The sequence below is a fragment of the Pseudoxanthomonas sp. genome (assembly GCF_051953815.1).
In the GTDB taxonomy this organism is placed as follows: Bacteria; Pseudomonadota; Gammaproteobacteria; order Xanthomonadales; family Xanthomonadaceae; genus Pseudoxanthomonas_A.
The window spans coordinates 95,210-116,288 of record NZ_JBQCIJ010000033.1 but is presented as its reverse complement, the minus strand read 5'-3'; the positions used below and the strand labels follow the sequence as shown (position 1 = coordinate 116,288).

Annotated in this window: 30 protein-coding genes and 1 tRNA gene; 18 read left to right on the top strand and 13 right to left on the bottom strand. The window is 62.6% G+C overall.

From position 1 onward, the window contains the following. Nucleotides 1–151: 151 nt before the first annotated feature. The 5 genes from ACTHN1_RS08545 to ACTHN1_RS08525 form a co-directional block, all read right to left on the bottom strand. Entirely contained in the window at nt 152–349 is a 198-nt protein-coding gene (locus ACTHN1_RS08545) for a hypothetical protein (protein WP_440470526.1), read from the bottom strand. After that, complete coding sequence (locus tag ACTHN1_RS08540) at nt 346–681, bottom strand: hypothetical protein (RefSeq protein ID WP_440470525.1); 336 nt, start codon at nt 679–681, stop codon at nt 346–348. Before ACTHN1_RS08540 ends, ACTHN1_RS08545 begins: the two co-directional genes overlap by 4 nt. Continuing rightward, nucleotides 681–1,034, bottom strand: a complete 354-nt coding sequence (locus ACTHN1_RS08535; protein WP_440470524.1) for a hypothetical protein — start codon at nt 1,032–1,034, stop codon at nt 681–683. The genes ACTHN1_RS08540 and ACTHN1_RS08535 overlap by 1 nt, the downstream gene beginning before the upstream one ends. Before the next feature lie 84 nt (nt 1,035–1,118). Next, a complete protein-coding gene (locus ACTHN1_RS08530; RefSeq protein WP_440470523.1) occupies nt 1,119–1,304 on the bottom strand; it encodes a hypothetical protein in 186 nt (61 codons plus the stop codon). Next, a complete protein-coding gene (locus tag ACTHN1_RS08525; protein ID WP_440470522.1) occupies nt 1,297–1,488 on the bottom strand; it encodes a hypothetical protein in 192 nt (63 codons plus the stop codon). The genes ACTHN1_RS08530 and ACTHN1_RS08525 overlap by 8 nt, the downstream gene beginning before the upstream one ends. A gap of 217 nt (nt 1,489–1,705) precedes the next feature. Here ACTHN1_RS08525 and ACTHN1_RS08520 point away from each other — a divergent pair, with 217 nt between their 5' ends. Then, on the top strand, nt 1,706–2,401 hold the full coding sequence (locus tag ACTHN1_RS08520; RefSeq protein WP_440470521.1) for a S24 family peptidase: 696 nt from the start codon (nt 1,706–1,708) through the stop codon (nt 2,399–2,401). Nucleotides 2,402–2,821: 420 nt separating this feature from the next. On the opposite strand, the gene ACTHN1_RS08515 is transcribed toward ACTHN1_RS08520, so the two are convergent. Together ACTHN1_RS08515 and ACTHN1_RS08510 are read right to left on the bottom strand one after the other, a co-directional pair. Then, the gene (locus ACTHN1_RS08515) at nt 2,822–3,700 is read right to left on the bottom strand and encodes a P63C domain-containing protein (protein WP_440470520.1); all 879 of its coding nucleotides are present in this window, start codon (nt 3,698–3,700) and stop codon (nt 2,822–2,824) included. Between the two features lie 457 nt (nt 3,701–4,157). Next, the gene (locus ACTHN1_RS08510; protein WP_440470519.1) at nt 4,158–4,571 is read right to left on the bottom strand and encodes a hypothetical protein; all 414 of its coding nucleotides are present in this window, start codon (nt 4,569–4,571) and stop codon (nt 4,158–4,160) included. Nucleotides 4,572–4,947: 376 nt separating this feature from the next. On the opposite strand from ACTHN1_RS08510, the gene ACTHN1_RS08505 reads away from it, so the two are divergent. The 15 genes from ACTHN1_RS08505 to ACTHN1_RS08435 all read left to right on the top strand — a co-directional run bounded on the left by ACTHN1_RS08505 (nt 4,948) and on the right by ACTHN1_RS08435 (nt 12,328). Next, on the top strand, nt 4,948–5,184 hold the full coding sequence (locus ACTHN1_RS08505) for a hypothetical protein (RefSeq protein ID WP_440470518.1): 237 nt from the start codon (nt 4,948–4,950) through the stop codon (nt 5,182–5,184). Further along, nucleotides 5,181–5,489: a hypothetical protein gene (locus ACTHN1_RS08500; protein WP_440470517.1), complete on the top strand. Its 309-nt coding sequence runs from the start codon at nt 5,181–5,183 to the stop codon at nt 5,487–5,489. The genes ACTHN1_RS08505 and ACTHN1_RS08500 overlap by 4 nt, the downstream gene beginning before the upstream one ends. Next, on the top strand, nt 5,486–5,770 hold the full coding sequence (locus ACTHN1_RS08495) for a hypothetical protein (RefSeq protein ID WP_440470516.1): 285 nt from the start codon (nt 5,486–5,488) through the stop codon (nt 5,768–5,770). The genes ACTHN1_RS08500 and ACTHN1_RS08495 overlap by 4 nt, the downstream gene beginning before the upstream one ends. Then, a complete protein-coding gene (locus ACTHN1_RS08490; RefSeq protein WP_440470515.1) occupies nt 5,767–5,967 on the top strand; it encodes a hypothetical protein in 201 nt (66 codons plus the stop codon). Before ACTHN1_RS08495 ends, ACTHN1_RS08490 begins: the two co-directional genes overlap by 4 nt. Continuing rightward, on the top strand, nt 5,957–6,280 hold the full coding sequence (locus tag ACTHN1_RS08485; protein WP_440470514.1) for a hypothetical protein: 324 nt from the start codon (nt 5,957–5,959) through the stop codon (nt 6,278–6,280). The genes ACTHN1_RS08490 and ACTHN1_RS08485 overlap by 11 nt, the downstream gene beginning before the upstream one ends. Before the next feature lie 2 nt (nt 6,281–6,282). Continuing rightward, nucleotides 6,283–6,957, top strand: coding sequence for a DUF5758 domain-containing protein (locus ACTHN1_RS08480; RefSeq protein WP_440470513.1), 675 nt, complete (start codon nt 6,283–6,285; stop codon nt 6,955–6,957). 242 nt (nt 6,958–7,199) lie between these two features. Then, the gene (locus tag ACTHN1_RS08475) at nt 7,200–8,033 is read left to right on the top strand and encodes a hypothetical protein (RefSeq protein WP_440470512.1); all 834 of its coding nucleotides are present in this window, start codon (nt 7,200–7,202) and stop codon (nt 8,031–8,033) included. Further along, nucleotides 8,030–8,686, top strand: a complete 657-nt coding sequence (locus tag ACTHN1_RS08470; RefSeq protein ID WP_440470511.1) for a lambda exonuclease family protein — start codon at nt 8,030–8,032, stop codon at nt 8,684–8,686. The genes ACTHN1_RS08475 and ACTHN1_RS08470 overlap by 4 nt, the downstream gene beginning before the upstream one ends. Beyond that, on the top strand, nt 8,683–8,946 hold the full coding sequence (locus ACTHN1_RS08465) for a hypothetical protein (protein WP_440470510.1): 264 nt from the start codon (nt 8,683–8,685) through the stop codon (nt 8,944–8,946). The genes ACTHN1_RS08470 and ACTHN1_RS08465 overlap by 4 nt, the downstream gene beginning before the upstream one ends. A 309-nt stretch (nt 8,947–9,255) precedes the next feature. Continuing rightward, nucleotides 9,256–9,690 carry a hypothetical protein gene (locus ACTHN1_RS08460; protein ID WP_440470509.1) on the top strand — a complete coding sequence of 145 codons (435 nt, stop codon included), beginning with the start codon at nt 9,256–9,258 and terminating at the stop codon, nt 9,688–9,690. Further along, entirely contained in the window at nt 9,677–10,717 is a 1,041-nt protein-coding gene (locus ACTHN1_RS08455) for a hypothetical protein (RefSeq protein WP_440470508.1), read from the top strand. Before ACTHN1_RS08460 ends, ACTHN1_RS08455 begins: the two co-directional genes overlap by 14 nt. A gap of 43 nt (nt 10,718–10,760) precedes the next feature. After that, nucleotides 10,761–11,246 carry an SAM-dependent methyltransferase gene (locus ACTHN1_RS08450; RefSeq protein WP_440470507.1) on the top strand — a complete coding sequence of 162 codons (486 nt, stop codon included), beginning with the start codon at nt 10,761–10,763 and terminating at the stop codon, nt 11,244–11,246. Continuing rightward, a complete protein-coding gene (locus tag ACTHN1_RS08445) occupies nt 11,246–11,575 on the top strand; it encodes a hypothetical protein (RefSeq protein WP_440470506.1) in 330 nt (109 codons plus the stop codon). The genes ACTHN1_RS08450 and ACTHN1_RS08445 overlap by 1 nt, the downstream gene beginning before the upstream one ends. Continuing rightward, entirely contained in the window at nt 11,572–12,051 is a 480-nt protein-coding gene (locus ACTHN1_RS08440) for a hypothetical protein (protein WP_440470505.1), read from the top strand. The genes ACTHN1_RS08445 and ACTHN1_RS08440 overlap by 4 nt, the downstream gene beginning before the upstream one ends. Next, nucleotides 12,044–12,328: a hypothetical protein gene (locus tag ACTHN1_RS08435; RefSeq protein ID WP_440470504.1), complete on the top strand. Its 285-nt coding sequence runs from the start codon at nt 12,044–12,046 to the stop codon at nt 12,326–12,328. The genes ACTHN1_RS08440 and ACTHN1_RS08435 overlap by 8 nt, the downstream gene beginning before the upstream one ends. A 278-nt stretch (nt 12,329–12,606) precedes the next feature. Here the strand turns inward: ACTHN1_RS08435 and ACTHN1_RS08430 are convergent. Further along, nucleotides 12,607–12,682: transfer RNA gene (locus ACTHN1_RS08430), tRNA-Thr, on the bottom strand. 359 nt (nt 12,683–13,041) lie between these two features. Beyond that, nucleotides 13,042–13,728 (bottom strand): glycoside hydrolase family 16 protein, encoded by a 687-nt coding sequence (locus ACTHN1_RS08425; RefSeq protein WP_440470503.1) that lies wholly within the window; start codon nt 13,726–13,728, stop codon nt 13,042–13,044. Nucleotides 13,729–14,610: 882 nt separating this feature from the next. On the opposite strand from ACTHN1_RS08425, the gene ACTHN1_RS08420 reads away from it, so the two are divergent. After that, the gene (locus ACTHN1_RS08420) at nt 14,611–14,934 is read left to right on the top strand and encodes a hypothetical protein (RefSeq protein ID WP_440470502.1); all 324 of its coding nucleotides are present in this window, start codon (nt 14,611–14,613) and stop codon (nt 14,932–14,934) included. A 22-nt stretch (nt 14,935–14,956) separates the two neighbouring features. Continuing rightward, nucleotides 14,957–15,367, top strand: coding sequence for a hypothetical protein (locus tag ACTHN1_RS08415; RefSeq protein WP_440470501.1), 411 nt, complete (start codon nt 14,957–14,959; stop codon nt 15,365–15,367). A gap of 7 nt (nt 15,368–15,374) precedes the next feature. Here ACTHN1_RS08415 and ispH read toward each other — a convergent pair whose 3' ends face one another. From ispH to ACTHN1_RS08395, 4 genes are all read right to left on the bottom strand, one after another. Further along, nucleotides 15,375–16,325 (bottom strand): 4-hydroxy-3-methylbut-2-enyl diphosphate reductase, encoded by a 951-nt coding sequence (gene ispH, locus ACTHN1_RS08410; protein WP_440470500.1) that lies wholly within the window; start codon nt 16,323–16,325, stop codon nt 15,375–15,377. A gap of 81 nt (nt 16,326–16,406) precedes the next feature. Further along, complete coding sequence (lspA, locus tag ACTHN1_RS08405; RefSeq protein WP_440470499.1) at nt 16,407–16,916, bottom strand: signal peptidase II; 510 nt, start codon at nt 16,914–16,916, stop codon at nt 16,407–16,409. Nucleotides 16,917–17,244: 328 nt separating this feature from the next. Further along, on the bottom strand, nt 17,245–20,076 hold the full coding sequence (gene ileS / locus ACTHN1_RS08400) for an isoleucine--tRNA ligase (protein WP_440470498.1): 2,832 nt from the start codon (nt 20,074–20,076) through the stop codon (nt 17,245–17,247). Then, complete coding sequence (locus tag ACTHN1_RS08395) at nt 20,073–21,020, bottom strand: bifunctional riboflavin kinase/FAD synthetase (RefSeq protein WP_440470497.1); 948 nt, start codon at nt 21,018–21,020, stop codon at nt 20,073–20,075. The genes ileS and ACTHN1_RS08395 overlap by 4 nt, the downstream gene beginning before the upstream one ends. Between the last annotated feature and the right edge of the window lie 59 nt (nt 21,021–21,079).

Genomic DNA, 21,079 nt, shown 5'->3' with positions numbered 1-21,079 from the left:
TCTCGTTGCGGTGGGCGCTGGATTCGGTCCCAGGCTTCCGCGTCTTTCTGCTTGCGCTGTGCGTCGTAGTGGCGCGCCTCCCACGGCAGGAGGGGTTTCGACGGTCCGCCGGCCAGCTCCTTGCAGATGCGCGCCCATTCGCTGTGGGGTGTCATGCGACCTTGTCCATGCGGTTGGAGTGGCCCAGGTGGTATGCGCCGCAGCGGCACCGGAACACCATCAGCGGGCCGTGCCAGAACTTCGCGTCCTGGTGGTCGTGGCGCTGGGTCTTGTCCCGATGCAGGCGCTCTGTGTGCGCCTTGGCGGCCGTGACGAAGGACTGCTTGCCGGTATAGGGGCAGCGGGTCATGCACCCACCTCCTCCACCCCCTCCACCTTCTCGGTGTTCAGGCGGTCCATCAGCTCTTGGAAGGATTCGGTGCCGGCGCGGCGGCCGGATGGGAGGATTGGCTCAAGCTGCTCCGGACCAAACCCAATAGCCCAAATAAGGAAGCCGTCTTCGGGATCCTCCTCCCACTCAATCGGAAGAATGTCCAGCCCGTAGGCAATCTCTTCGCCAGGCACCCCATTTTTCAGTTCCGCTATTTCAGCGATGCGACCCTGAGCACCAAGGAGATGTGCATTCATGGCTTGATAGATGCGAACGATGCGCACCCTCTGCCCCACGAAGTACTTAGTCATCACGCAGCCCTCAACATGTCGGCGTAGGCGTCGATGACGTTCCGCGCCTCGCGCTGCTCGCGAACCGCAGCCAAGGCGGCCCGCAGTTCGATGTGCTGGGCCAACAGGTTCGACCCGGACAGGACGCAGAACGGCTTGATGAACCAGCGTGGCACCGGGCGCTTGCCGGCGGCGATGAGGCTGATATACGCCTCGGATTTGCCCAGCTGGGCGGCGTACCAAGATTGCTTGAACCCCTTCGCTCGCATGGACACGGCCACGGCTTCCGACTCGCTGGAAATCCTTGCTACGAGTGCGTCCGGAGCGTCTTTCGGCGCCGGCATGACACTCAAGAACGGGAAACTTGTTTGCATCTGTTGACAGTCCTTAACTAGCCTTTACAAGCCCGTTCGGGCGAAAAAATAGGCTCCAGCCCCAAAGGACCGAGCCGCGATGAATCAATCAGTGCTGTGCTGTTCCGCGCCCTGCACTACGCAGGCGGGAGGGGTGTTGTCGTTCCGGAACAGGAACGAAGCCGCCAGCAGGACGACCAGCGCCCAGATGAGGAAAAACGAGGCATCGAAATCAGTCGGGGGCGCCATATCGACGCCCCGGCGGCGGTCCATTGCAGGTTGGTTAGTCATGGCTCCACATCCAAATCAGGTGGCCGAGGAGGACCAGCAGTGCGACCATTTGCAGGGCCACCAGCCAGCTGGTCGCGGGGAGGAACATGGACAGCGAAAACAGCACAAGCCAGGCGGGGCTCAGGCGAGACGCCCTGCTCGCCCTACTTCCGTTGGCGGTGTCGCTCTGGGTCTTGTTCTTCACGAAAGCACCGCCCGACGTGAGGGAATGGCTTTGGCTAACCACCCGAATCGGGTTTGTGGTACTCGCCGCCCTGAACCTCGCCTACCGCGTATGGCGGTGGCGGAAGTGGTCGAAGTAGCACCCACACCGAACCTCCTGGGGGTTGGTTGTGGGTGATTGTCAGTTCAATGACACACAATGTCAATACACTGACGGTCAGGCCGGCTATCTTGTTGGTATGGCTGACAAAGACCTTTACGTCCGTGCCCGACTCGCTAGGAGCCGGGTAAAAATGACCCAGCAGCAAGCCGCCAAGGCAATTGGCTGCTCAAGAAGTACTGTTGCTATGTGGGAAAGTCCTGGCGGCATCCAGGGGATCGAAGAATATTTGACTTCTGCATCAAAGGTTTACCGAGTTCGGCCCGAGTGGCTTCAGCTGACATCGGACGAAGATGGATACCCTTGGGGAGGCGAGGATCCAGCCAGTATCACAGCCAATGAGACTGACTCATCCTACCTTCGCATTGAACAGTTGGACGCGGAGGGGGACATGGGCGCAGGGGCGATTAATGCGGACTACCCAGAGGTAGTCAGATCAATGGATTTCGAAGAGAGCTATATACGAAGCTTGATCGGCTTCGTGCCGCGTCGTGGCCGACTGAAGCTGATGACTGGTCGGGGTGACTCCATGGATCCAGTCATTAGACCTGGTGACGTCGTTGTGGTGGACACTGGTTGTCAGACCTTCGAGGGCGACGGGCTTTATCTCATTAACTCGGGGAACGGCCAGCAAATTAAAGCGCTGCAAGATCGTGGCGATGCTGTCTATGTTGTAAGTGCCAACTCAACAGTCTATCCACCATTTCCTGTTCCCCATGGAACGCTGATCGGCGGCAAGGTCTACTTAAGGAATCGTTTGGACCGCATGAACTGAAGGAGATTCTTATGGGGCTGAATGGATGGCAGCGGCTGTATGTTGTTCTCCTACTGGTGGTCGGCTTGCCGCTAGGTGTGGCTGGGTTTTATTCAATGCCAAACGAGCACGAAGGCCATTACACCGGTTGCGAGAAACCGAGCTACGCAGATCCAGCGGAGGCTGGGCGACTTCTTGCAACAGGAGAATGGCGGGAATGGCCATCAAGTCGAGAGCCCACCTGCATGTTCGCTTTGCGAGAAATTGCGGATGGAACTAAGTACCGACAGGCAATGCGAAGTTGGCGTGACAGCGTCCAGTCCGGAATTATTGCTTTTGTCATCCTCTTCGGCGCCATCTATTTGTTTGGCCTTGGTATCGGATGGGTCTGGCGAGGATTCTTCCCAAAGAAAAACCCCGGCTAGGCCGGGGTTTCTTGTTCTACATGTCATAGAACAGATCAAGTTGCGCTTCGGATTTCTTGAAGACTCTTCTGAACTTCGCTCTGAAATCATCCATGTTGTCACAGAGGTTCATGATAGTGACAACCTTGGTGATCTGCTCTGTGACGCGCTCTTTTCCGTACCCCTTGAGCCATTGGTGATGATTCCTGCCATGCTGTGGATCGGGGTTTATCTCACGCAACTTCTTGCCAACATCTTTATCGATGGCGTCGTACACGAAGGCCATGATGTATTTGCCCCATCGGAGAGGCCTGGATTTGGGGGAGTACTTGATTCCCTCAAGCCTTGCTAACTCTAGCCAGAATTCATCTGGAAATACCCGTGCCCACTCCTGCATTTCTTCCGCGATGAAGGCTTGCAACTTAAGCTGCAGGGCCCTTTTCTCGCGCATCTTTTGAAATCCAGTCGCCTCATCTACCAAGGCGATAATGCCCACCTTCGCGCATGCTCGGATGATGATCTGAGCTTGCTTGGCAAGTTTGTATTGGCTGGGTTTCAGTAGCTTGCGGTCGTATGCCTCTAAATATCGTTCGCAGATTTCGATGAGAGTTGTAGCTTCACGGCCGATAGAGGTGGTCGCCCTGTCTACGCGAAAATGGATTTCTGCGCCCGGCTCCAAGTCATTGGAAAGTAAAGGATTTCTGTCGAAATATGCCCTCAAATTGCCACTTTCGCGCCCGCCACTAATCGCCTTGACGATCTCGCGTTGCGTCAGCACACGCCGATAGTCGCTGAGGACGTGGCATTCGAGTTCTAGGTCACCTATCCGAAGCGTGCCTCGAAGCAGACTATGAGGCATTACCTCCACATTCGATTTATCCGCCTTTGCAACCTCTTTTCCCTTTTTCGCAGCCATCTTCCACTTCTCGTCCTGTGTGGGATGGCTGCTGAAGCTACCCCTAGCGAGTGTGACGGTCAACACCATTTCATGACCTCTTCACCCGCTAGGTAGAAGTTCCGGGTACCGTTCGTCAGTTAGCTGACATAATGCCTGTCAGTGCATTGACATTTACCGTCAGTGCACTGACAATTTCCCCATCAACCCAACGGGAGATGGGGAAAGTGGACATTCGGGAAATCCGATTCATCCGAGAGGGCGAGACGTTCGTCCTCATGTCAGGCGACCGCCAGGTTGAGCGGTACAACGCCGCCGAGGTTCTGGAGCTGGGCCGACTGGCTTTCGCTGGTCTGGCTGACTTGCAGAACGAGCTACGGCCCTCCGCTTCCGGGCTGGACGTGGTCCGCTACGAGCCGGTCGATGACACCCTCTCACCCACCCAGCAATCCGAGGCCGAGATGGCCCAGGAGCGTGGCTAGTGGGCGCCCGGTTCTTCAATGCCACGCTGCTGGCGACGGCGGTTTACTTCGTGGCAGTGGCACCGGCGCTTGTGCGCTGCGCGCGCCACGACGTTAATGCACATCAGGGCGAATTGGCAGGTCAGTACGACGGTCAGAACGAAAAGGTTGGGCGCCAGACTGAGAATGGCTGCACGAAGCTCGACAGCCTTAGCTGGAATCAGGCTGCTGGCGCTGTGAGCGGCAGCCATCAGCCCAATCGTGTAGAAAATCCCGAAGATATTCAGGACTCCCACAACCCAAATCGCAGGCCATGCGAACTTGTGGAAGAGGTGGAAGTCCGTGAAGGCCAATCTAGCCATGCCGACAACCCCAAGCACCAGCAAGGGGAGCAGGAAGTAAATCAGGTAATCCGAGAAATAGGCGGCCATGCGGCTGATTCTAGCGCCTATTTTGCCTCCGCGTGGATTCGCTGCGCCACCGCCCTCCGCGCCTGCGGGGGTGCGAAGTGAGCGCGCACACGCCGGGGCCGTGGATGGCCGAAGGGGTGCTCGTATACGGAAAGCACGACGTCTGCACGATGCTGCCAGACAACGGGCGCACATCGCGAGTCAAGGAAGCCAACGCCCGCCTAATCGCAGCCGCGCCGGAAATGTTCGAAGCCCTGGACCACATAAGTGGTCTGTGTCGAGCGCTTCGCTCTGGCGGTCCCGACCCGATGGACTTGCAGGAATTGTCGGATGCGCTCCACGAAGCGGTCGATATGGCGAACGCCGCCATCTCCCGCGCAACCGGGGAGGGGGAGTGATGGACGCAAAGTTTCTGGGCAGCCAGTACGCAAATCCCATTCCTGCGGATGGCGTGTTCGACAGCGACAGCGCTGGCCTCACGAAGCGCGAACTGTTCGCCGCGATGGCGATGCAGGGAATCTGGGCAAATTCTGATGAGGTCCTCGTCAAGGAATGGAGCACCACTGACATCGCTCGCAATGCGGTGGAAGCAGCGGACGCTCTCCTTGCCGAACTGGCGAAGGAGCAGTCATGAGGCAAATCCCCTCCCTCCGCCCCCGCGAATCCACCGGCCCGAGCCTGTATGCGCCGGATGAGCCGAAGTCGGTTTACGACGACATCAACGACGTGGAGTCGATTCTGGCCGACAAGGCAGAGGACTTCATTCGTGAACGTGCAACCGAGGCCATCAGCGAGTACCTGTGTGGGCCGCGAGATAGCTACTCCAACGGAAAGCTGACGCGTCGGATGCTCGATGTCATCGGCCGGTGCGAAACCATCATCAACGAGGCCGTGGAGTTCCGCCGACTCCCGCCTGCGGATTTGGAGGATGCGGCGTGAACCCGAATCGCTATTACCTGCGAACCAATCCCATTACAGGAAACCGGTACATGGCCAGCGCTGCTGATGGGGCACTTAATCGTGACGCGCCCCTGTGGGTCCCGGACGGTGACTACAGGGCCCTCTGGGAACAGGTGACAGAGCTTGTCGATGCGGTTGAGAAAATTGCATGTGACTTTGTTCCCGATTGTGAAGCGGAGGCGCTGCTTGCACTCGAAGAAATGCGCGAGGCGCTTGTTGGCCTTGTCAACATCGCCCGCCTCGGAGGCGAGAAGGTATGAATGAGCTTGACGCATACGTCAGAGCGATGGTGTCCGGCACCCTGCATGAGTGTGTCCGCATCGAAAGAAAACACGGGCTTTACGGCCTTTCACCAGAAGCGGTCAGCGTCGGGCTCAAGGCTTTTGATGAAGGCCGCAATGTTGACGATGCGGTTGACCGCTATCTCAGCGGCGAGGGGAGCGACGATGCTGGCTAATCCCACCTTCACCCGCCGCCGCTTCACCGACCACGCACCCCTGCCGAAGCCGGTGAATCCGCTCCTGGCCTGCACGCACCGGACCAGCTACTGCTCGCAGTGCCTTACCGAAGGCACGGTCATCCACAACAGCCACGGCATCGAATTCAGCTCGTGGACGGACGCGGAGCCGACGCCGCAGACGGCAACGCTACAGGCGTTCTTCATCGCCGGCCTGTTCGCCTTCGGACTTGGCGTCCATGCCAAGCACGAATCCAACCCAAACCACTTCACCACCGACCGCATTGCCGCGAGTTCGGCTTCGAGGGATTGAACATGAAGTTCGAAATCAAGAACCGTTATACCGATGCCGTCATCTACACCTGGGAGACGGATGAGGAAGTCACTGGTTTGACGTACGGCGAGAAGCTGGGTCGTGCGGTGCAAGAGGCGATCAAAGCCCGTGCCAACCTGGCCGATGCCAACCTGGCCGATGCCAACCTGGCCGATGCCAACCTGGCCGGTGCCTACCTGGCCGGTGCCTACCTGGCCGATGCCTACCTGGCCGATGCCAACCTGGCCGGTGCCTACCTGGCCCGTGCCAACCTGGCCGATGCCAACCTGGCCGATGCCAACCTGGCCGGTGCCAACCTGGCCGGTGCCTACCTGGCCGATGCCAAGAACGCAGAGCTTGTGATCGCTCGGACTCGCATCATTCCCGAAGGCGACATCATCGGCTGGAAGAAATGCAACGCCAACGTCATCGTCAAACTGCGTATCCCGGCCGAGGCAAAGCGCAGCCACGCCTTTGGCCGGAAGTGCCGGGCTGAGTACGCCGATGTACTGGAAGTGTTCGGCGCCAATGAGGGCGTGACCAACAATCACGGCCCCGAGACGGTGTATCGCCCCGGCGAGCGCGCCATGCCGGATTCGTTCTGTGAGAACTGGCAGAACGAGTGCAGCAACGGAATCCACTTCTTCATCACCCGAGAAGAAGCGGAGGCGTACTGAGATGACCCTCTCCCACCTATCTCTCCAGCACGTCCCGCATCGGCAGCAGCCGGTGGCTTGGACGAATGAGGAACGCGCACGCCGGTTCCGCGCGACGTTCCCCGCGCCCCAATCGAACGGCTATCCGTGGCCGTTCAAATCCCATCTCCGCAGCCTGTCCGGCAACTCTCCCCTTCGTGCTGGGCAGGCTGCGGAACCTTCTGACTATGTGGCCGAGATGGCCGAAGTTTCTGGGTGGTGATATGAATGCAGTTGTTCAATTTCAGCCTGCCGTTGACAACTACGGCCAGCGCTCCCTGACCGCAGCCGACGTGCGCGCCCAGGTCAACCTCATGCAGGACGTGATGCAGGAGGTGATGAAGGACGGCACCCACTACGGGAAGATTCCCGGCACGCAATCCAGGAGCCTATATAAGGCCGGCGCCGAGAAGCTGATGGCGACCTTCCGCTTGGCGGCCAAGCCGGAAGTGGAGGACCTTTCCGAGGGCGGTGAAGTGGCCTACCGGGTCACGGTCAATCTGCTCACCGCTGGCGGCGTGTTCGTTGGCGCCGGCATCGGTGAGTGCAGCAGCGCCGAGGAAAAGTACAGCTGGCGCGCGGCCGTCCACAAGAAGGAGTGGGAGGCGACTCCGGAGAATCGCCGCCGCATCAAGTACTACCGCGACGGCAAGGAAGTGCAGCAGGTCCGCACGAATCCGGCCGACGTGGCGAACACCATCCTCAAGATGGCGAAGAAGCGCGCCCAGGTGGATGCGGTCATCACCGCCACGGCAGCTTCCGACATCTTCACGCAGGATATCGAGGATTTGCCTGACGAGGTGGTGGCGGAGATTGTTGGGCAGCGCGTGTCGCGCGGAACCGAAGCCGCACAGACCGCCGTTCGCCAGACCATTCCGGATGACAGCCCCGAGCGCGATTCCGCCATCAAGGAGGCGACCGATGTCGCGAGCCTGGGCGTGGACGCCTTCCGGGCCATGTGGGCTGGCTGGCCCAAAGATAAGCGGGCGCTCGTGGCGGACCGGCTGGGGGATTTCCAGCGAATCGCCGAGTCTGCTGACGCGGAGGATGTTCCGTGATTGAGCAGCGCTCTGCCGAATGGTTCGATGCCCGAGCGGGCCGTATCACAGCCTCCATGATGAACGTCGTCATGCTTGAGCGAGACCGCGCACCGTTCAAGACTGGCCCTCGCAAGGGGCAGCCGAAGCCGCCGCCGAAAGCGCTGAGCGATTACGCGCACCAACTGGCCGCCGAACGTCTCACCGGAAAGCCGCGCAAGCAGGCGCGCGGAGCGGCGCTGGATTGGGGGCGCGAGATGGAAGTGGCCGCCGTTGCTGCATATCAAGCGGAAACCGGCTACATCGTGACCCCGGCTGAGTTCATGCGGCATCCGGCATACGAGTTCATTGGCGCATCCCCTGATTTCCTTGTTGGGGATGATGGCGGCGGCGAGGTGAAGTGCCCGGAGTCGTCAGAAGTCCATCTGGAAACTCTGCTCACCGGACTGCCGTCCGAACACATCGAGCAGATTCAAGGCGGCCTGTGGGTCACGCATCGCAAGTGGTGGGACTTCATCTCGTTCCACCCCGACTTCTCGCCCGCCCTGCGCCTGTACGTGCAGCGGGTGCCGCGCGATGACGAGTACATCGCCCGTCTTGAAGCCGCCTGCCTCGAAATGGAGGCGGACGTGCAAGCCATTCTCACCGCAGTCAAACAAAGGGAAATCCAATGAGCAGCCCCAAGAAGCGTTACGACATTTGCGCCGGTCGCCCGTATGGCGATGACAAGAAGCACTGGATTCAGGTTGGCCGCCTGACCGAATGGGATGACGGTGGTATGAGCATCGAATTGCACACCGTCCCGGTAGGTTCGTGGTTCGACGGAAAGTTGTCCGTGTTCGAACAGAAGGAACGCGAACAGACCCAGCAACGCCGCCCCCAGCGCCAGGCGCCGCAGGATGACTTTCAACAGGACCCTGAGATTCCATTCTGACGAATACGGGGCGGAATGCGCAGTGGTGATGCGTACCCGGACAGAACCGGGCGCGGGTAATAGGTAGCAGCGGGTCTCTGATTCGCTGCATGAAATAACCGCAAGCCGGACTGACCACCGGCCCGCCCCACCCCAACAAACAAGGACAGAGATGGGCGCCTCAACCGTATACGCAGAAATCGAATCGGCCCGGAACGTGTGGGAGCTGTTCGTCGCACTGGAGAAGGTCCGACTCCTTCCCGAGTCGGGGCGCGAGTCTCTGGCCGAACTGATTTACCAACGGATGGCTGAGTTTTCTGAGGTGGAGCTGTGAACATCAAGCCAGAACAAATACCCGACGAGGTTGTGGAGGCGGCGGCCCGTGAATTGGCGCGCAGGCATGAGTTCGACCCTGATGAGACGTGGCAGGAGTTCGACCGAAATGCGCACCACTCATACGCGGCAATCGGCGAGACCTACGAGGACCCCACCGTTGTTCGCTGGCACCTCTACAAGGACAGTGCAAGAGCAGCCCTAGCCGCCGCGCTGCCGGTGCTGTTGGGGGAGCCGGTGGCTTGGGGAGTCCAATTCGTTTGGGAGGGCATGGGCAAATCGGAGATTCGCATGCTCGCGCTGTATCGCGACGAGGCGGAAGGCGTCGCGTACCTGGAGCAACAGAAGATTTCTCCCGGTATTCCGGTTTCCGTCAATGCCATTCCCCTCTACACCCCCCCCACCCCGGAGATCCCCAATGACCACCCCTGACCCGATTGCGCTGCCTGATTGTCCGCCCCTCCCTGCTTGGCTGGTCGATTCCTGCCAGAGCAAGGTCTGGGCTGCTGCGTGGGAGACGCTGAGTCGTCATATCACCGCCCTCACCCCCGCGCCGCAGGTTCCGGGTGACATGGCGGTGCTTCGCACCATCGAAAGCGTCACCTATAGGAAGGATGGCTCGTCCACCCCTCCCCTGAACGAACCCTTCGGAAGCGCCGAACAGTTGGCCTCGCTGGAGCAACGGGCGCGGGAGTTGCTTAAGGCCCAGTACCTTCGCAGTGGCATGGCCGATGCGACGGCGGAAACGCTGACGGCGCATGTAGAACGCACGCAGCCGGAAGCCCTCCGCGCCATCACCGCCGCCCTCTCCGCGCAGCCGCGTGGGGATGACTTCCCGGCCGGGGCAATTGAGAACGGACGCACTTTCGCCGACAGGCTCGAAAGCTATCCGTTTGAGTCGCTCGGCGGCGACCTTCGCCACTGTAGCGACTGGCAGGAGTTCCGCCGATGCTTTGAGTTTCTGGCGGATTGGGCGGTTGGAATGAATGCAGCACCCCAGCCGCGCGAGGTGCGGGCTATCCCCTCGCAAGAGCAATTGATTGAGTGGGCGGTGGGCTGGCGCGGCTCTGATTCCCGAGAAGGGTTGACGGGCGAAGCCGACATGATCGAGCGCATCACCTACGCGATTCGGGCCGGCCTGCTCGCCACCACCCCGCAGGACGCCGCCGGGGTGGTGCCGGAACAGCCTATTGGCAGCATTGACCCGCGACATTTGGTGTTGATGAAGGGCCGGAACGGAACGTTTAGCGGAAACATCATCCGTGTAGGCGATGCCATGCAACCCGGCGACACGCTGCTCTACACCACCCCTCCGCCGGGCGTCGATGTCGGGAAGTTGCGGGAGTTCGTGGTTGACCTGCGTGCAGCGGCCGCACTTGGCCGTGCAGTGACGCCATCGGAAGTTGAGCAACTGGCCGCCATCATCGACGCCGCCGCGCCGGGGGTGGGCAATGGCTGACGCAGTGGACAAGCCAATCCTGGACCCGTGTTGCGGAACCCGCATGTTCTGGTTCGACAAGGACGATGACCGCGTGGTGTTCGGTGACATCCGGCGCGAGACCGTCACCGTGACCGACCGGACGCATCGAGAGGACGGCACGCGCACGCTCGTGATTGACCCTGACCGCGCCATGGATTTCCGTGCTCTGCCGTTCCCGGACGCCTCGTTCAAGCTCGTGGTGTTCGACCCGCCTCATCTGCTCCGGGCCGGTGCCGATAGCTGGCTCCGGGCCAAGTATGGCGCTCTGGAGGTGGCCACCTGGCGCGACGACCTGCGTGCCGGTTTCGCCGAATGCTTCCGCGTCCTGGGGCCGCACGGAATCCTCATCTTCAAGTGGAACGAGGTGCAGGTGAAAGTCGGGGAAATCCTCGCGCTGACGCCAGCCAAGCCGCTGTTCGGGCACAAGTCCGGCAAGCGGGCTGACACCCACTGGATCACCTTCATGAAAGAAGCCAACCCACCCGACGGCACGAAGGGGGAGCGGTGATGGGCTGGTCAATCGGCAACAGCGAGCGTTACAAGCGCGATATCGGCTACGGGGTTCCGGCGTACTGCGACCATCCCGGATGCCGCGAGGAAATCGACCGTGGGCTGGGCTACAAGTGCGAAGAAGAGGAGTGCGGCTGCGAGAAGTTCTATTGCTTCGCTCACCGCTATGACACCGACGCGCACACGCATCAGCAGCCCACGTCCGGCGAACACCCGGACTGGATGAAGTGGAAACTGACCGATGAGAGCTGGCAGGTATGGAGAGATGAGAATCCAGACCTCGTTGAAGCCTACCGCGTTCAACTAAAAGGAATGGACCTGACATGACCACCCCCGACAGCCAGGCGGCGAGGCTGCCGGCCTGGGCGATTGCGCAGGCGTTCCAAGAGCTGGACGACTGCGGTACGCACTCATCTGCGGAATGCAAGGTTTACAACCGAATCTTCAATCGCGCACTTGAACTGTCGCGGTCTGAGAAGAGATTCCACTCAGTTGAGTCCGTGGCAGAGCACTACAAGCTGAAAGAGCCCGCCCACCCCCGCAAGCACGGCGCCCACATCGCCGAAACCTTCCCGGACGGCGTGGTGGATGAGTGGAGGCCGATTGAGACGGCCCCGAGGGATGGCACCAAGATCATCGGCTGCGCGATTCGCCAATCAGGCACGCCTGAACACGTTGGACTGTATTGGGCGAGCCACCCCACGCAGAAACGATGGACCGACGGTGAATGGAGCGTGTTCCTGACGCACTGGATTCCTGCACCGCCCGCCCTCGCCGCGGCGCTGGGGAGGTCGAATGGATAAGTTAAGTGAGAGGTTGGAGGCGCACGCCAAGAGAGCAGCCTCCCGCGCCCATTGGGCCGAAGTAGACGGCGAAGACAGCAACTCGTTCTGGAAGGCGTTCGCCGCCGACCTGGATGCCGCCGCCAAGCTCGCTCGGAGGGTGGAGGAGGCGCAGGCGTGTGAGGTGGTCAGCGTCCGTCCGACAAGCTCCCTGCCCATCTACGAGCTGGCGGCGCTGGATGGTCGTGGCCTGCCCGGAAAGTGCGGACAGCGCGTCCGGCTGGTGAGGGAGGCCTGAGATGAGTGCTGCTGAAAAGATACCGTGGGAGTTTCGCGCGATCGGCGCAGAGGAAGTCGGCGAGCTGCTGGGGCTGGCCCCACGGACGGTCCTGGAGAAGGTGGCCTGCCGGCCGGACTTCCCCGTCCGTCTGACCATGCGGCCCGCCACGTGGGTTGCTCGGGAGATCCTGGAGTGGCGTGACGCCAACCGAGTTGGCATCCCGAGGGGGCGATCCCGGGCCAAATAGCGCCGGGATTACGCCGATCTGGCCGGAAAGACCGCCAGACAAAGGGATTTGGTGCCGGAAATAGGAATCGAACCTACGACCTACGCATTACGAATGCGCCGCTCTACCAACTGAGCTATTCCGGCGGAACCGCGAATTTTAGGGAGAGGCCGGCACCCGGTCAATCAGCCCCCTGCAAGTGCTTGATGTGAAAGGGCTGAGGCTCCGAAGGCCCCCGACTGGACACAGCACGGCCCTGCCCATCGTCGCGGATTCCAAACCTTTCGCTGGCATCGATCGAGAAAGTATCGCGGTACAAACTCCCCGGTCCGACGGCGTCCCCGCTCTGCTCGCCCGTCATCGCAGTCAGGAAAGCGGCTCAGCCATTTGCGCCCACCGCGACCGCACCGCACCGCACTGAAACGATATACGAGCTTTGAATTGACCAAACACGTGTCGCGGGGACTTGCATATCCCCGCGACGATACGCAAAGGCTTGCGACGTTCAGAGCCCGCAGGGCGACGGCAGCACCGGGTTCTGTTCCTTCACGTTGTCGATGTGCGCCACTTTCCTGGCGCGCATGTCGGCGACCTGGGCTTCCACGTCCGCGGTGGACAGGGCCACGCCTTCCTGGAAGAACACCCAGTCGATGTCTTCCTGGTACTCGCGCATTTCCGGAGAGTCGACCGGACCCAGTGAACCGTCCGCGCCCTTGGGCATGAACCACAGGTTGAAGTTGATCGACATGAAATCTTCCGGATACACCTCGCTGCTGTGTTCGGAGAACAACTGGCCGTCGACGTAATAGGTGACCTTGTTGTCGGCGACGGTCAGCACCAGCGTGCGCCAGCCGGCGTAGCTGCCTTCCTTGCGGGAGAACTCGTTCACCTTGGTCCAGGGCTCCAGCTGGAAGGTTTCCCAGGTGGTGGTCCACATCGCCGGCTTGGTGTTCTCGCCCCAGCCGCCGTTAGGCAGGTATTCGAAGTCGGTCTCGCTATAGTCCTTGTCCATCGGCGCCTTCAGCGGGCTGATGGCGTAGAAGGTCTGGATGACTTCATCGCCGTCCGGGCCGTAGCTCGGTTCGTCGCGGAAGAAGATGCGCGCGGCATAGGTGCCTTCACGATACTTGCGGGAATGACAGAACTGGGTCTGGCGGGTTTTTTCGGGCGTGCCGTTGGTGACCGAACTCATTCGCACCGCACCGCCTTCGGTGCCAGGAATATCCGAATGGAAGGACAGTCCATCGCCCGACCAGGTAGCGCCCTTGATGCCGGGATGGCCGGTTTCGGTTCTGACCTTCCATCCGTTTTTCTGGAACGCGGCGAAATCCGCATAGCTGAAATCATCGAAGAAAACCGGCGCCGTGATGGCGGCCGGAGCAGCTGCGTTCGCCTCGGAATCCCCGGGCGCGGATGATTGCCCGGCAGCCGCGTCGGTTTTCGGATCACAGCCGACAATGGCGATCGATGCAGCCAGAACGCCTACGATGAAAATACGATTCCGCGCCATGTTCCCTACCCTCTCCTGGATGATGCGTGATTGATTGAAGGGGGCGAATCTCTCGCATCACGGACAACGTTGTCAAATGACCTCCGCAGTCTTGCATCACGCGTTGGAAGCAGCGCTTTCGCCCGCAAGTTCACTGGCACGATCCAAATTTCGCTCCGGCTCCGTGCATGCGGATCAACTTCGCAATCCAGATGTCTTTTCGTTTCCCGAATTGTCCATCCAATGGAAACGACATGACTCTTCTTGTCGCCAAGGCACGCATTCACCTGACTTTCGAGACAACCGACGGGCCAAGGCAGGAAACCGTTCGGGACGCCCTGCCGGCGGTCGGACCAGGGATCTTCGTGCAGGCGGACAAATGCCTCCGGAATCCTGCCGAACGCAGGCATCATGGATATCGGCCCAGGCAAAGGGAGCGCTGGCCGGCCACCACAGCGACCGCAAGCGTCGGGAAACGATTGCCGGAACTGCCCTCTCCCGCCTTCCGCAGCGGAGAAAGCCGGGATGAGGACAAGCAGAAAAATCGGCGAGCGCTGCGGGCGATCTCCGGAATACGAAATGCCCATGACGAATCCCTATGCCCCGCCTCGGTCCACCCATTCACCTCGCCGGGGCGCGGGCTGGCGCAGCGCGCTGCTGGTGCCGTTTCTGTCGTCGCTGCTCATGGTGCCTGCCAGCCTGGCGCTGTTGGGGGTGCTCAGGCGAGTGCCCGACCTGTTCACCCGCCTTGAATTCCTGCTACCCCTGATTGCCGGCTCGACCGTGGCGGCGGCCGTGCTCCATTGCTACCGCAGCGCCACTGGCCTCGTCCGCGCCCTTCTGGCGCCGCCTATTGGCTTTGTCGCCTACCTCATTATCCTGACCGTCCTGCGCCTGGCATTGGCCTGAAAACAAGAAAGGACACCCATACGTGAGCACCCGCCCCACCCTGATGCGCAGGCTCGGCCTGGGCAAGATGTCGACCGGCGAGTACGAGGCCAACCTCAACGGATTGAACATGTTTTTCGGCGCGGTGCTCGGACTGGTGCTGACCGGCACGGAAAAGCTGGATGCGTGGCAGTTCGGCGTCATGTTGTTCTGCCTGGCCGGAAACGTCATCACGATCCTGTTCATCTCGTCGAGCCGGAACCGGGTGAGCTACGCGATTTTCGCGCTGGTCAACGCACTCCTTTTCCCGTACGTGATGGGCTTTCTCCTGCATGGGCGCGATCTGGTACCGGACAAGGTCCAACCGACCCTGCTGGTCTGGACCGTGATGACGATCGTGGTGGAATTCTGGGCGCGGCAGAAAGCGCCGGAGGCAGCCGCGCAGGAAACCTGAGCGGCGGTCAGCTGACCAGTTGCAGCCGCAGTTCCTTGGGCAGGGCGAACACCATGTTCTCCGGCTCGCCGTCGAGTTCACCGACACTGGCGGCGCCCAGATCGCGCAGGCGCTGGATGACGCCATCGATCAGGATGTCCGGCGCGGAAGCGCCGGCGGTGACCCCGATGCGCTGCTTGCCCTGCACCCAGGCCGGGTTGATCTCGTGGGCGCCATCGATGAGGTAGGACTCGACGCCGTCGCGCTCGGCCAGTTCGCGCAGACGGTTGGAGTTGGAACTGTTGGGCGAACCGACCACCAGCACCAGATCGCACTGCTTGGCCAGATCACGCACGGCGTCCTGGCGGTTCTGGGTGGCGTAGCAGATGTCGTCGTTCTTCGGCCCCTGGATGGCCGGGAAGCGCGCCTGCAGGGCCTGGATAATGCCGATGGTGTCGTCCACCGACAGCGTGGTCTGGGTGGTGTAGAACAGGTTGTCGGGCTGGCCGACTTCCAGTTCCGCGACATCGTCGATGTCTTCGACCAGATAGATGCGGCCGGTACTGCCTTCGCGGTTCCACTGGCCCATGGTGCCTTCCACCTCGGGGTGGCCGGCGTGGCCGATCAGCACCACGTCGCGACCGGCGCGGCAGTGACGGGCCACTTCCAGATGGACCTTGGTCACCAGCGGGCAGGTCGCGTCGAACACCTTCAGGCCGCGGCGGTCGGCCTCGGCGCGTACCGCCTGCGAGACGCCATGCGCGCTGAAGATGACCGTGGCGTTGTCCGGCACTTCGTCCAGCTCCTCCACGAACACCGCGCCACGATTGCGCAGGTCGTCCACGACGAAACGGTTGTGCACGACTTCGTGGCGCACATAGATCGGCGCGCCGAGGGTCTCGATGGCGCGCTTGACGATTTCGATGGCGCGGTCGACGCCGGCGCAGAAGCCGCGGGGATTGGCGAGCAGGACATCCATGGCGGCGATTTTACCGGAGCCGGCGGCAGGAACGGTGAACCGGCGCATCCTGGCGTCGCAACGCCGCCACCCGGCCCTGGCTCACGCCTTGGCCGGCTTGTTGCGTTTGCCTTCGAACAGGCCGAACAGGGCGATGCCGACCGCGCCGGCGACAATCGCCGAGTCGGCCAGGTTGAATGCCGGCCAATAGTGGTCGCGCCAGTACCACTGGACGAAGTCGATGACATGGCCGTGGATCAGGCGGTCGACCACGTTGCCCAGCGCGCCGCCGATGACCAGCGAGTACGGCAGCGCCTGGCGCCAGTCACCGCGCGGGGTGCGGCCGAGCCAGAACGTCAGCAGGCCGCAGATGCCGATGGCCAGGGCGGTGAAGAACCAGATCTGCCAGCCGCCGGCGCCACTGAGGAAACTGAAGGCCGCGCCGGTGTTGTAGGTGCGGAACCAGTTCCAGAAGCCTTCGATGACCGGCACGGCGGTGTACTCGGGCAGCGAGGCCAGCACCCAGGCCTTGGTCCACTGGTCCAGGCCGATGACGATGGCCGACAGCAGCAGCCAGATCAGGGCATTGGGTTTGGCGGTGGTTGGGCTCATGGGATGGGTCGGTTTCCGGATGGGAGGAGTATGCGGGTAAAGCGGCTGGCTTCTGGCGTTTCAGGCCGCCGTGCCCGTGGGTGGAGATGGGTCGAGGAGCATTTCTGGTGGGAGCGGGTCGCCCGGCGGGCCAGGCTGATCGGCGGCAGGCATTCTGGAAAGGCGTAGCTTGAGGTGGGCTGACTGCATCGGTTGGCCTATGGAGGGACTTTCCGGGCCGCTGCCCGGTCCGGTCTTCCAGCCAGCCCGCTTCGATCGGCTTGCCCATCCGGCGCTGCGCGCCACCTCTCACCTTCCCCCGCGGGCGGGGGAAGGGCGCGAGCTGGCGTCAGAACCAGCGGCGGTCTTCGCCGGGGCCGTCGACGTTGCTGGCGCAGCGACCGCACAGCTCCGGGTGGGCCGGATTGGCGCCGATGTCGGCCCGATGGTGCCAGCAGCGCACGCATTTCTGCTTTTGGGTCGGCTGGGCCAGCACGAACACCTCGTCCGCCTCCACCGCGCCGACGGTCACGTCGCCGCTGATGAAGAAGAACCGCAGTTCATCGGCCAGCGGCCGCCACCTGGCGGCGATGGCGGCGTTCACCGACACCGCGATCTCCGCTTCCAGCGCCGCGCCGATCTGGCCATTGGCCCGCATCGGTTCCAGCACCTTGGCGACCTGCTCGCGCAGGGCCAGCAGCTGATCGAAATCGGCCGCCGACAGCACGGCGTCTTCCGGCAGCGGCGCCAGGCCGTCGTACCAGGTGGCGAACAGCACGTTGCCGGCATGCTCGCCGGGCAGGTAACCCCACATCTCGTCGGCGGTGAAGCTGAGCACCGGCGCGATCCAGCGCACGAAGGCCTCGGCGATGCGGTACATCGCGCTCTGCGCCGAACGGCGGCCGCGCGAGTCCTCGCGCATCGTGTACAGGCGGTCCTTGGTGACGTCCAGGTACAGCGAGCCCAGATCGACACTGCAGAAGTTCAGCAGCGCCTGCACGATCTCGGCGAAGTCATAACGCTCGTAGGCGGCCTTGATCTTCTCCTGCACTTCCCAGGCGCGATGCACGATCCAGCGATCCAGCGCGACCATGTCCTCCAGGGGGCGCAGGTCGCGCGCCGGATCGAAACCGTGCAGGTTGCCGAGCAGGAAGCGCGCGGTGTTGCGCAGGCGGCGGTAGGCGTCGGCGTTGCGCTTGAGGATCTCCTGCGACAGCGACATCTCGTTGCTGTAGTCGGCCGAGGCGATCCACAGGCGCAGGATGTCCGCACCCAGGTTCTTCATGATGTCCTGCGGTTCGATGCCGTTGCCCAGCGACTTGGACATCTTGCGGCCATGCTCGTCCACGGTGAAGCCGTGGGTCAGGCACTGCCGGTACGGCGCATGCCTGTCGATGGCCACGCCGGTGAGCAGCGAGGACTGGAACCAGCCGCGATGCTGATCCGACCCTTCCAGGTACAGATCCGCCGGCTTGCCCAGGCCACGCTCCAGCAGCACGCCCTCGTGGGTCACGCCGGAGTCGAACCAGACATCGAGGATATCGGTGATCTTCTCGTAGTCGCCCGCCTCGTCGCCCAGCAGCTCGGCCATGTCCAGGGTGTACCAGACATCCACGCCGCCCTGCTCGACGCGATCGGCGACCGCCCGCATCAGCTCGACGGTGCGCGGGTGCGGTTCGCCGGTTTCGCGATGCACGAACAGCGCGATCGGCACGCCCCAGGTGCGCTGGCGCGAGATGGTCCAGTCCGGACGACCTTCGACCATGCCGGCGATGCGGGCCTCGCCCCACTGCGGGAACCAACCGACCTGCGTGATCGCCGCCAGCGCGTCCCGGCGCAGATGCGCCTGATCCATCGAGATGAACCACTGCGGAGTGGCGCGGAAGGCGATCGGCGTTTTGTGTCGCCAGCAATGCGGATAGCTGTGGCTCAGTTTGGCGAAGGCCAGCAATGCCCCGCTGTCGCGCAGCACTTCGACCAGCGCGTCGTTTGCCTTCCAGATGTGCAGGCCGGCCAGCACGGTGTCGCCGGCCGGCGGCGTCGACGGCAGGTACACGCCGCGGCCATCGACCGGATTGAGTTGGGCGCTGGTGTACTTGTCGATCAGGCCATAGCGCTGGCCGACCACGAAGTCTTCCTGGCCGTGGCCGGGCGCGGTGTGCACGGCGCCGGTGCCGTCCTCGGCCGACACGTGATCACCCAGCAGCACCGGAATCTCGCGTTCGGCATAGAACGGATGCGACAGCAGCAGGCCTTCCAGCGAGGCGCCGGCGGTGCGTGCGTGCACGGTCAGATCGTTCACGCCATAGCGTTGCAGCGCGCGCGCGGCCAGCGCGTCGGCCAGCACCAGCCAGCGGCGTTTGCCGTCACGGGCCGGCCCCTCGACCAGCGCGTATTCCAGATCCGGTCCCAGCGACACGGCCAGCGAAGCCGGCAGCGTCCACGGCGTGGTGGTCCAGATCGGCAGCGCGACTTCCACGTCGTCGGGAACGTCGATGCCGAACGCCGCCGCGAGCGCCTTGCGATCGCGCACGGTGTAGGCCACGTCGATGGCCGGGGACTCCTTCTCCTGGTACTCGATTTCCGCTTCGGCCAGCGCCGAGCCGCAGTCGAAGCACCAGTGCACCGGCTTCACGCCACGGGTCAGGTGGCCGTTGGCGACGATCTTGGCCAGCGCGCGGATCTCGTTGGCCTCGAAGCGGAAATCCAGGGTCTTGTACGGATTGTCCCAGTCACCGATCACGCCCAGGCGCTTGAAGTCCTTGCGCTGCAGATCGATCTGCGATTCGGCGTACTCGCGGCACTTCTGCCGGAATTCGACCGCGTCCAGCTTCACCCCGACCTTGCCGTACTTTTTCTCGATGGCGATTTCGATCGGCAGGCCGTGGCAATCCCAACCCGGGATGTAGGGCGCGTCGAAACCGGCCAGGTACTTCGACTTGACGATGATGTCCTTGAGGATCTTGTTGACCGCATGGCCCAGGTGAATCGCGCCGTTGGCGTACGGGGGGCCGTCATGCAGCACGAACAGCGGGCGGCCTTTGGCGTTGGCGCGCAGCTGCGCGTACAGGCCGTCGGCTTCCCAGCGCGCCAGGGTGTCCGGCTCGCGCTTGGGCAGGTCGCCGCGCATCGGGAAATCCGTGGCCGGCAGATGGAGGGTGGCTTTGTAGTCCTGGCTCACGCCGTTGCTCGTTGGTTGTCGTTTGAAAGGAGGACGCGCGCCTGCTCGGCGTCGCGGTGCATCTGCTCGGTCAGGCTGGGCAGATCGGGGAATTTCAGTTCATCGCGCAGCTTGGCGACGAATTCGACTTCGATGTGGCGTCCGTACAGATCGCCGGCGAAGTCGAACAGGTGTGCTTCCAGCAGCGGCTCGACGCCGTCAACGGTGGGACGCGTGCCGAAGCTGGACACGGACGGCCACGGGTCCCCGGTCACGCCATGCACCCAGGTCGCATAGATGCCGGACAGCGCGGGCGTCTTCGGGAAGCGCAGGTTGGCGGTCGGGAAACCGAGCGTGCGGCCGAGCTGCTGCCCGCGCACCACCCGCCCGCCGATCGCGTAGGGACGGCCGAGCAGGCGCGCGGCGTCGGCGAAATCGCCCTGCTTCAAGGCTTCGCGGATGCGGGTGCTGGAAACGCGTTCCCCCTGCACCCGCACCGCTTCGATTTCGTTGGCGACGAAACCCAGTTCGGCGCCCATCGCCTGCAACAGCGCCAGGTCGCCACCGCGCCTGTGGCCGAAACGGAACTCCGGTCCGATCCAGACCTCGCGCGCGGACAGGCGCCCCACCAGCATCCGGCGAACGAAATCCTCCGCGCTCATCGCGGCCATCGCCGCATCGAACCGCAGCAGGCCGACCGCATCGGCCCCCAGATCGCGCAGCCCTTCGACCTTGGCGCGGGCCAGGGTCAATCGCGGCGGCGGGTTTTCGCGGGCGAAGAACTCGCGCGGCAGCGGCTCGAAAGTCAGCGCCACCGCGTCCACGCCCAGAACCCGGGCGCGCGCGGCCGTGTGGCGCACCAGCGCCCGGTGACCGCCGTGCAGGCCGTCGAAAGCGCCGATGCAGACCACGCTTCCCCGGGGACTCACCGGTCCGCCGTCGACGTCACGAAACAGCCTGCTCATAAATTCCTGGTTGGGGCGGCCACCCGGCACGGGCGGCCCGGCGCGAAACGCGCGAATTC

Coding starts and splice junctions, on each gene's coding strand:
- ACTHN1_RS08545 (WP_440470526.1), bottom strand. CDS start 349: ATGACCCGCTGCCCCTATACCGGCAAGCAGTCCTTCGTCACGGCCGCC.
- ACTHN1_RS08540 (WP_440470525.1), bottom strand. CDS start 681: ATGACTAAGTACTTCGTGGGGCAGAGGGTGCGCATCGTTCGCATCTAT.
- ACTHN1_RS08535 (WP_440470524.1), bottom strand. CDS start 1,034: ATGCAAACAAGTTTCCCGTTCTTGAGTGTCATGCCGGCGCCGAAAGAC.
- ACTHN1_RS08530 (WP_440470523.1), bottom strand. CDS start 1,304: ATGACTAACCAACCTGCAATGGACCGCCGCCGGGGCGTCGATATGGCG.
- ACTHN1_RS08520 (WP_440470521.1), top strand. CDS start 1,706: ATGGCTGACAAAGACCTTTACGTCCGTGCCCGACTCGCTAGGAGCCGG.
- ACTHN1_RS08515 (WP_440470520.1), bottom strand. CDS start 3,700: ATGGCTGCGAAAAAGGGAAAAGAGGTTGCAAAGGCGGATAAATCGAAT.
- ACTHN1_RS08510 (WP_440470519.1), bottom strand. CDS start 4,571: ATGGCCGCCTATTTCTCGGATTACCTGATTTACTTCCTGCTCCCCTTG.
- ACTHN1_RS08505 (WP_440470518.1), top strand. CDS start 4,948: ATGGACGCAAAGTTTCTGGGCAGCCAGTACGCAAATCCCATTCCTGCG.
- ACTHN1_RS08500 (WP_440470517.1), top strand. CDS start 5,181: ATGAGGCAAATCCCCTCCCTCCGCCCCCGCGAATCCACCGGCCCGAGC.
- ACTHN1_RS08490 (WP_440470515.1), top strand. CDS start 5,767: ATGAATGAGCTTGACGCATACGTCAGAGCGATGGTGTCCGGCACCCTG.
- ACTHN1_RS08485 (WP_440470514.1), top strand. CDS start 5,957: ATGCTGGCTAATCCCACCTTCACCCGCCGCCGCTTCACCGACCACGCA.
- ACTHN1_RS08480 (WP_440470513.1), top strand. CDS start 6,283: ATGAAGTTCGAAATCAAGAACCGTTATACCGATGCCGTCATCTACACC.
- ACTHN1_RS08475 (WP_440470512.1), top strand. CDS start 7,200: ATGAATGCAGTTGTTCAATTTCAGCCTGCCGTTGACAACTACGGCCAG.
- ACTHN1_RS08465 (WP_440470510.1), top strand. CDS start 8,683: ATGAGCAGCCCCAAGAAGCGTTACGACATTTGCGCCGGTCGCCCGTAT.
- ACTHN1_RS08455 (WP_440470508.1), top strand. CDS start 9,677: ATGACCACCCCTGACCCGATTGCGCTGCCTGATTGTCCGCCCCTCCCT.
- ACTHN1_RS08450 (WP_440470507.1), top strand. CDS start 10,761: ATGTTCTGGTTCGACAAGGACGATGACCGCGTGGTGTTCGGTGACATC.
- ACTHN1_RS08445 (WP_440470506.1), top strand. CDS start 11,246: ATGGGCTGGTCAATCGGCAACAGCGAGCGTTACAAGCGCGATATCGGC.
- ACTHN1_RS08440 (WP_440470505.1), top strand. CDS start 11,572: ATGACCACCCCCGACAGCCAGGCGGCGAGGCTGCCGGCCTGGGCGATT.
- ACTHN1_RS08435 (WP_440470504.1), top strand. CDS start 12,044: ATGGATAAGTTAAGTGAGAGGTTGGAGGCGCACGCCAAGAGAGCAGCC.
- ACTHN1_RS08425 (WP_440470503.1), bottom strand. CDS start 13,728: ATGAGTTCGGTCACCAACGGCACGCCCGAAAAAACCCGCCAGACCCAG.
- ACTHN1_RS08420 (WP_440470502.1), top strand. CDS start 14,611: ATGACGAATCCCTATGCCCCGCCTCGGTCCACCCATTCACCTCGCCGG.
- ispH (WP_440470500.1), bottom strand. CDS start 16,325: ATGGATGTCCTGCTCGCCAATCCCCGCGGCTTCTGCGCCGGCGTCGAC.
- lspA (WP_440470499.1), bottom strand. CDS start 16,916: ATGAGCCCAACCACCGCCAAACCCAATGCCCTGATCTGGCTGCTGCTG.
- ACTHN1_RS08395 (WP_440470497.1), bottom strand. CDS start 21,020: ATGAGCAGGCTGTTTCGTGACGTCGACGGCGGACCGGTGAGTCCCCGG.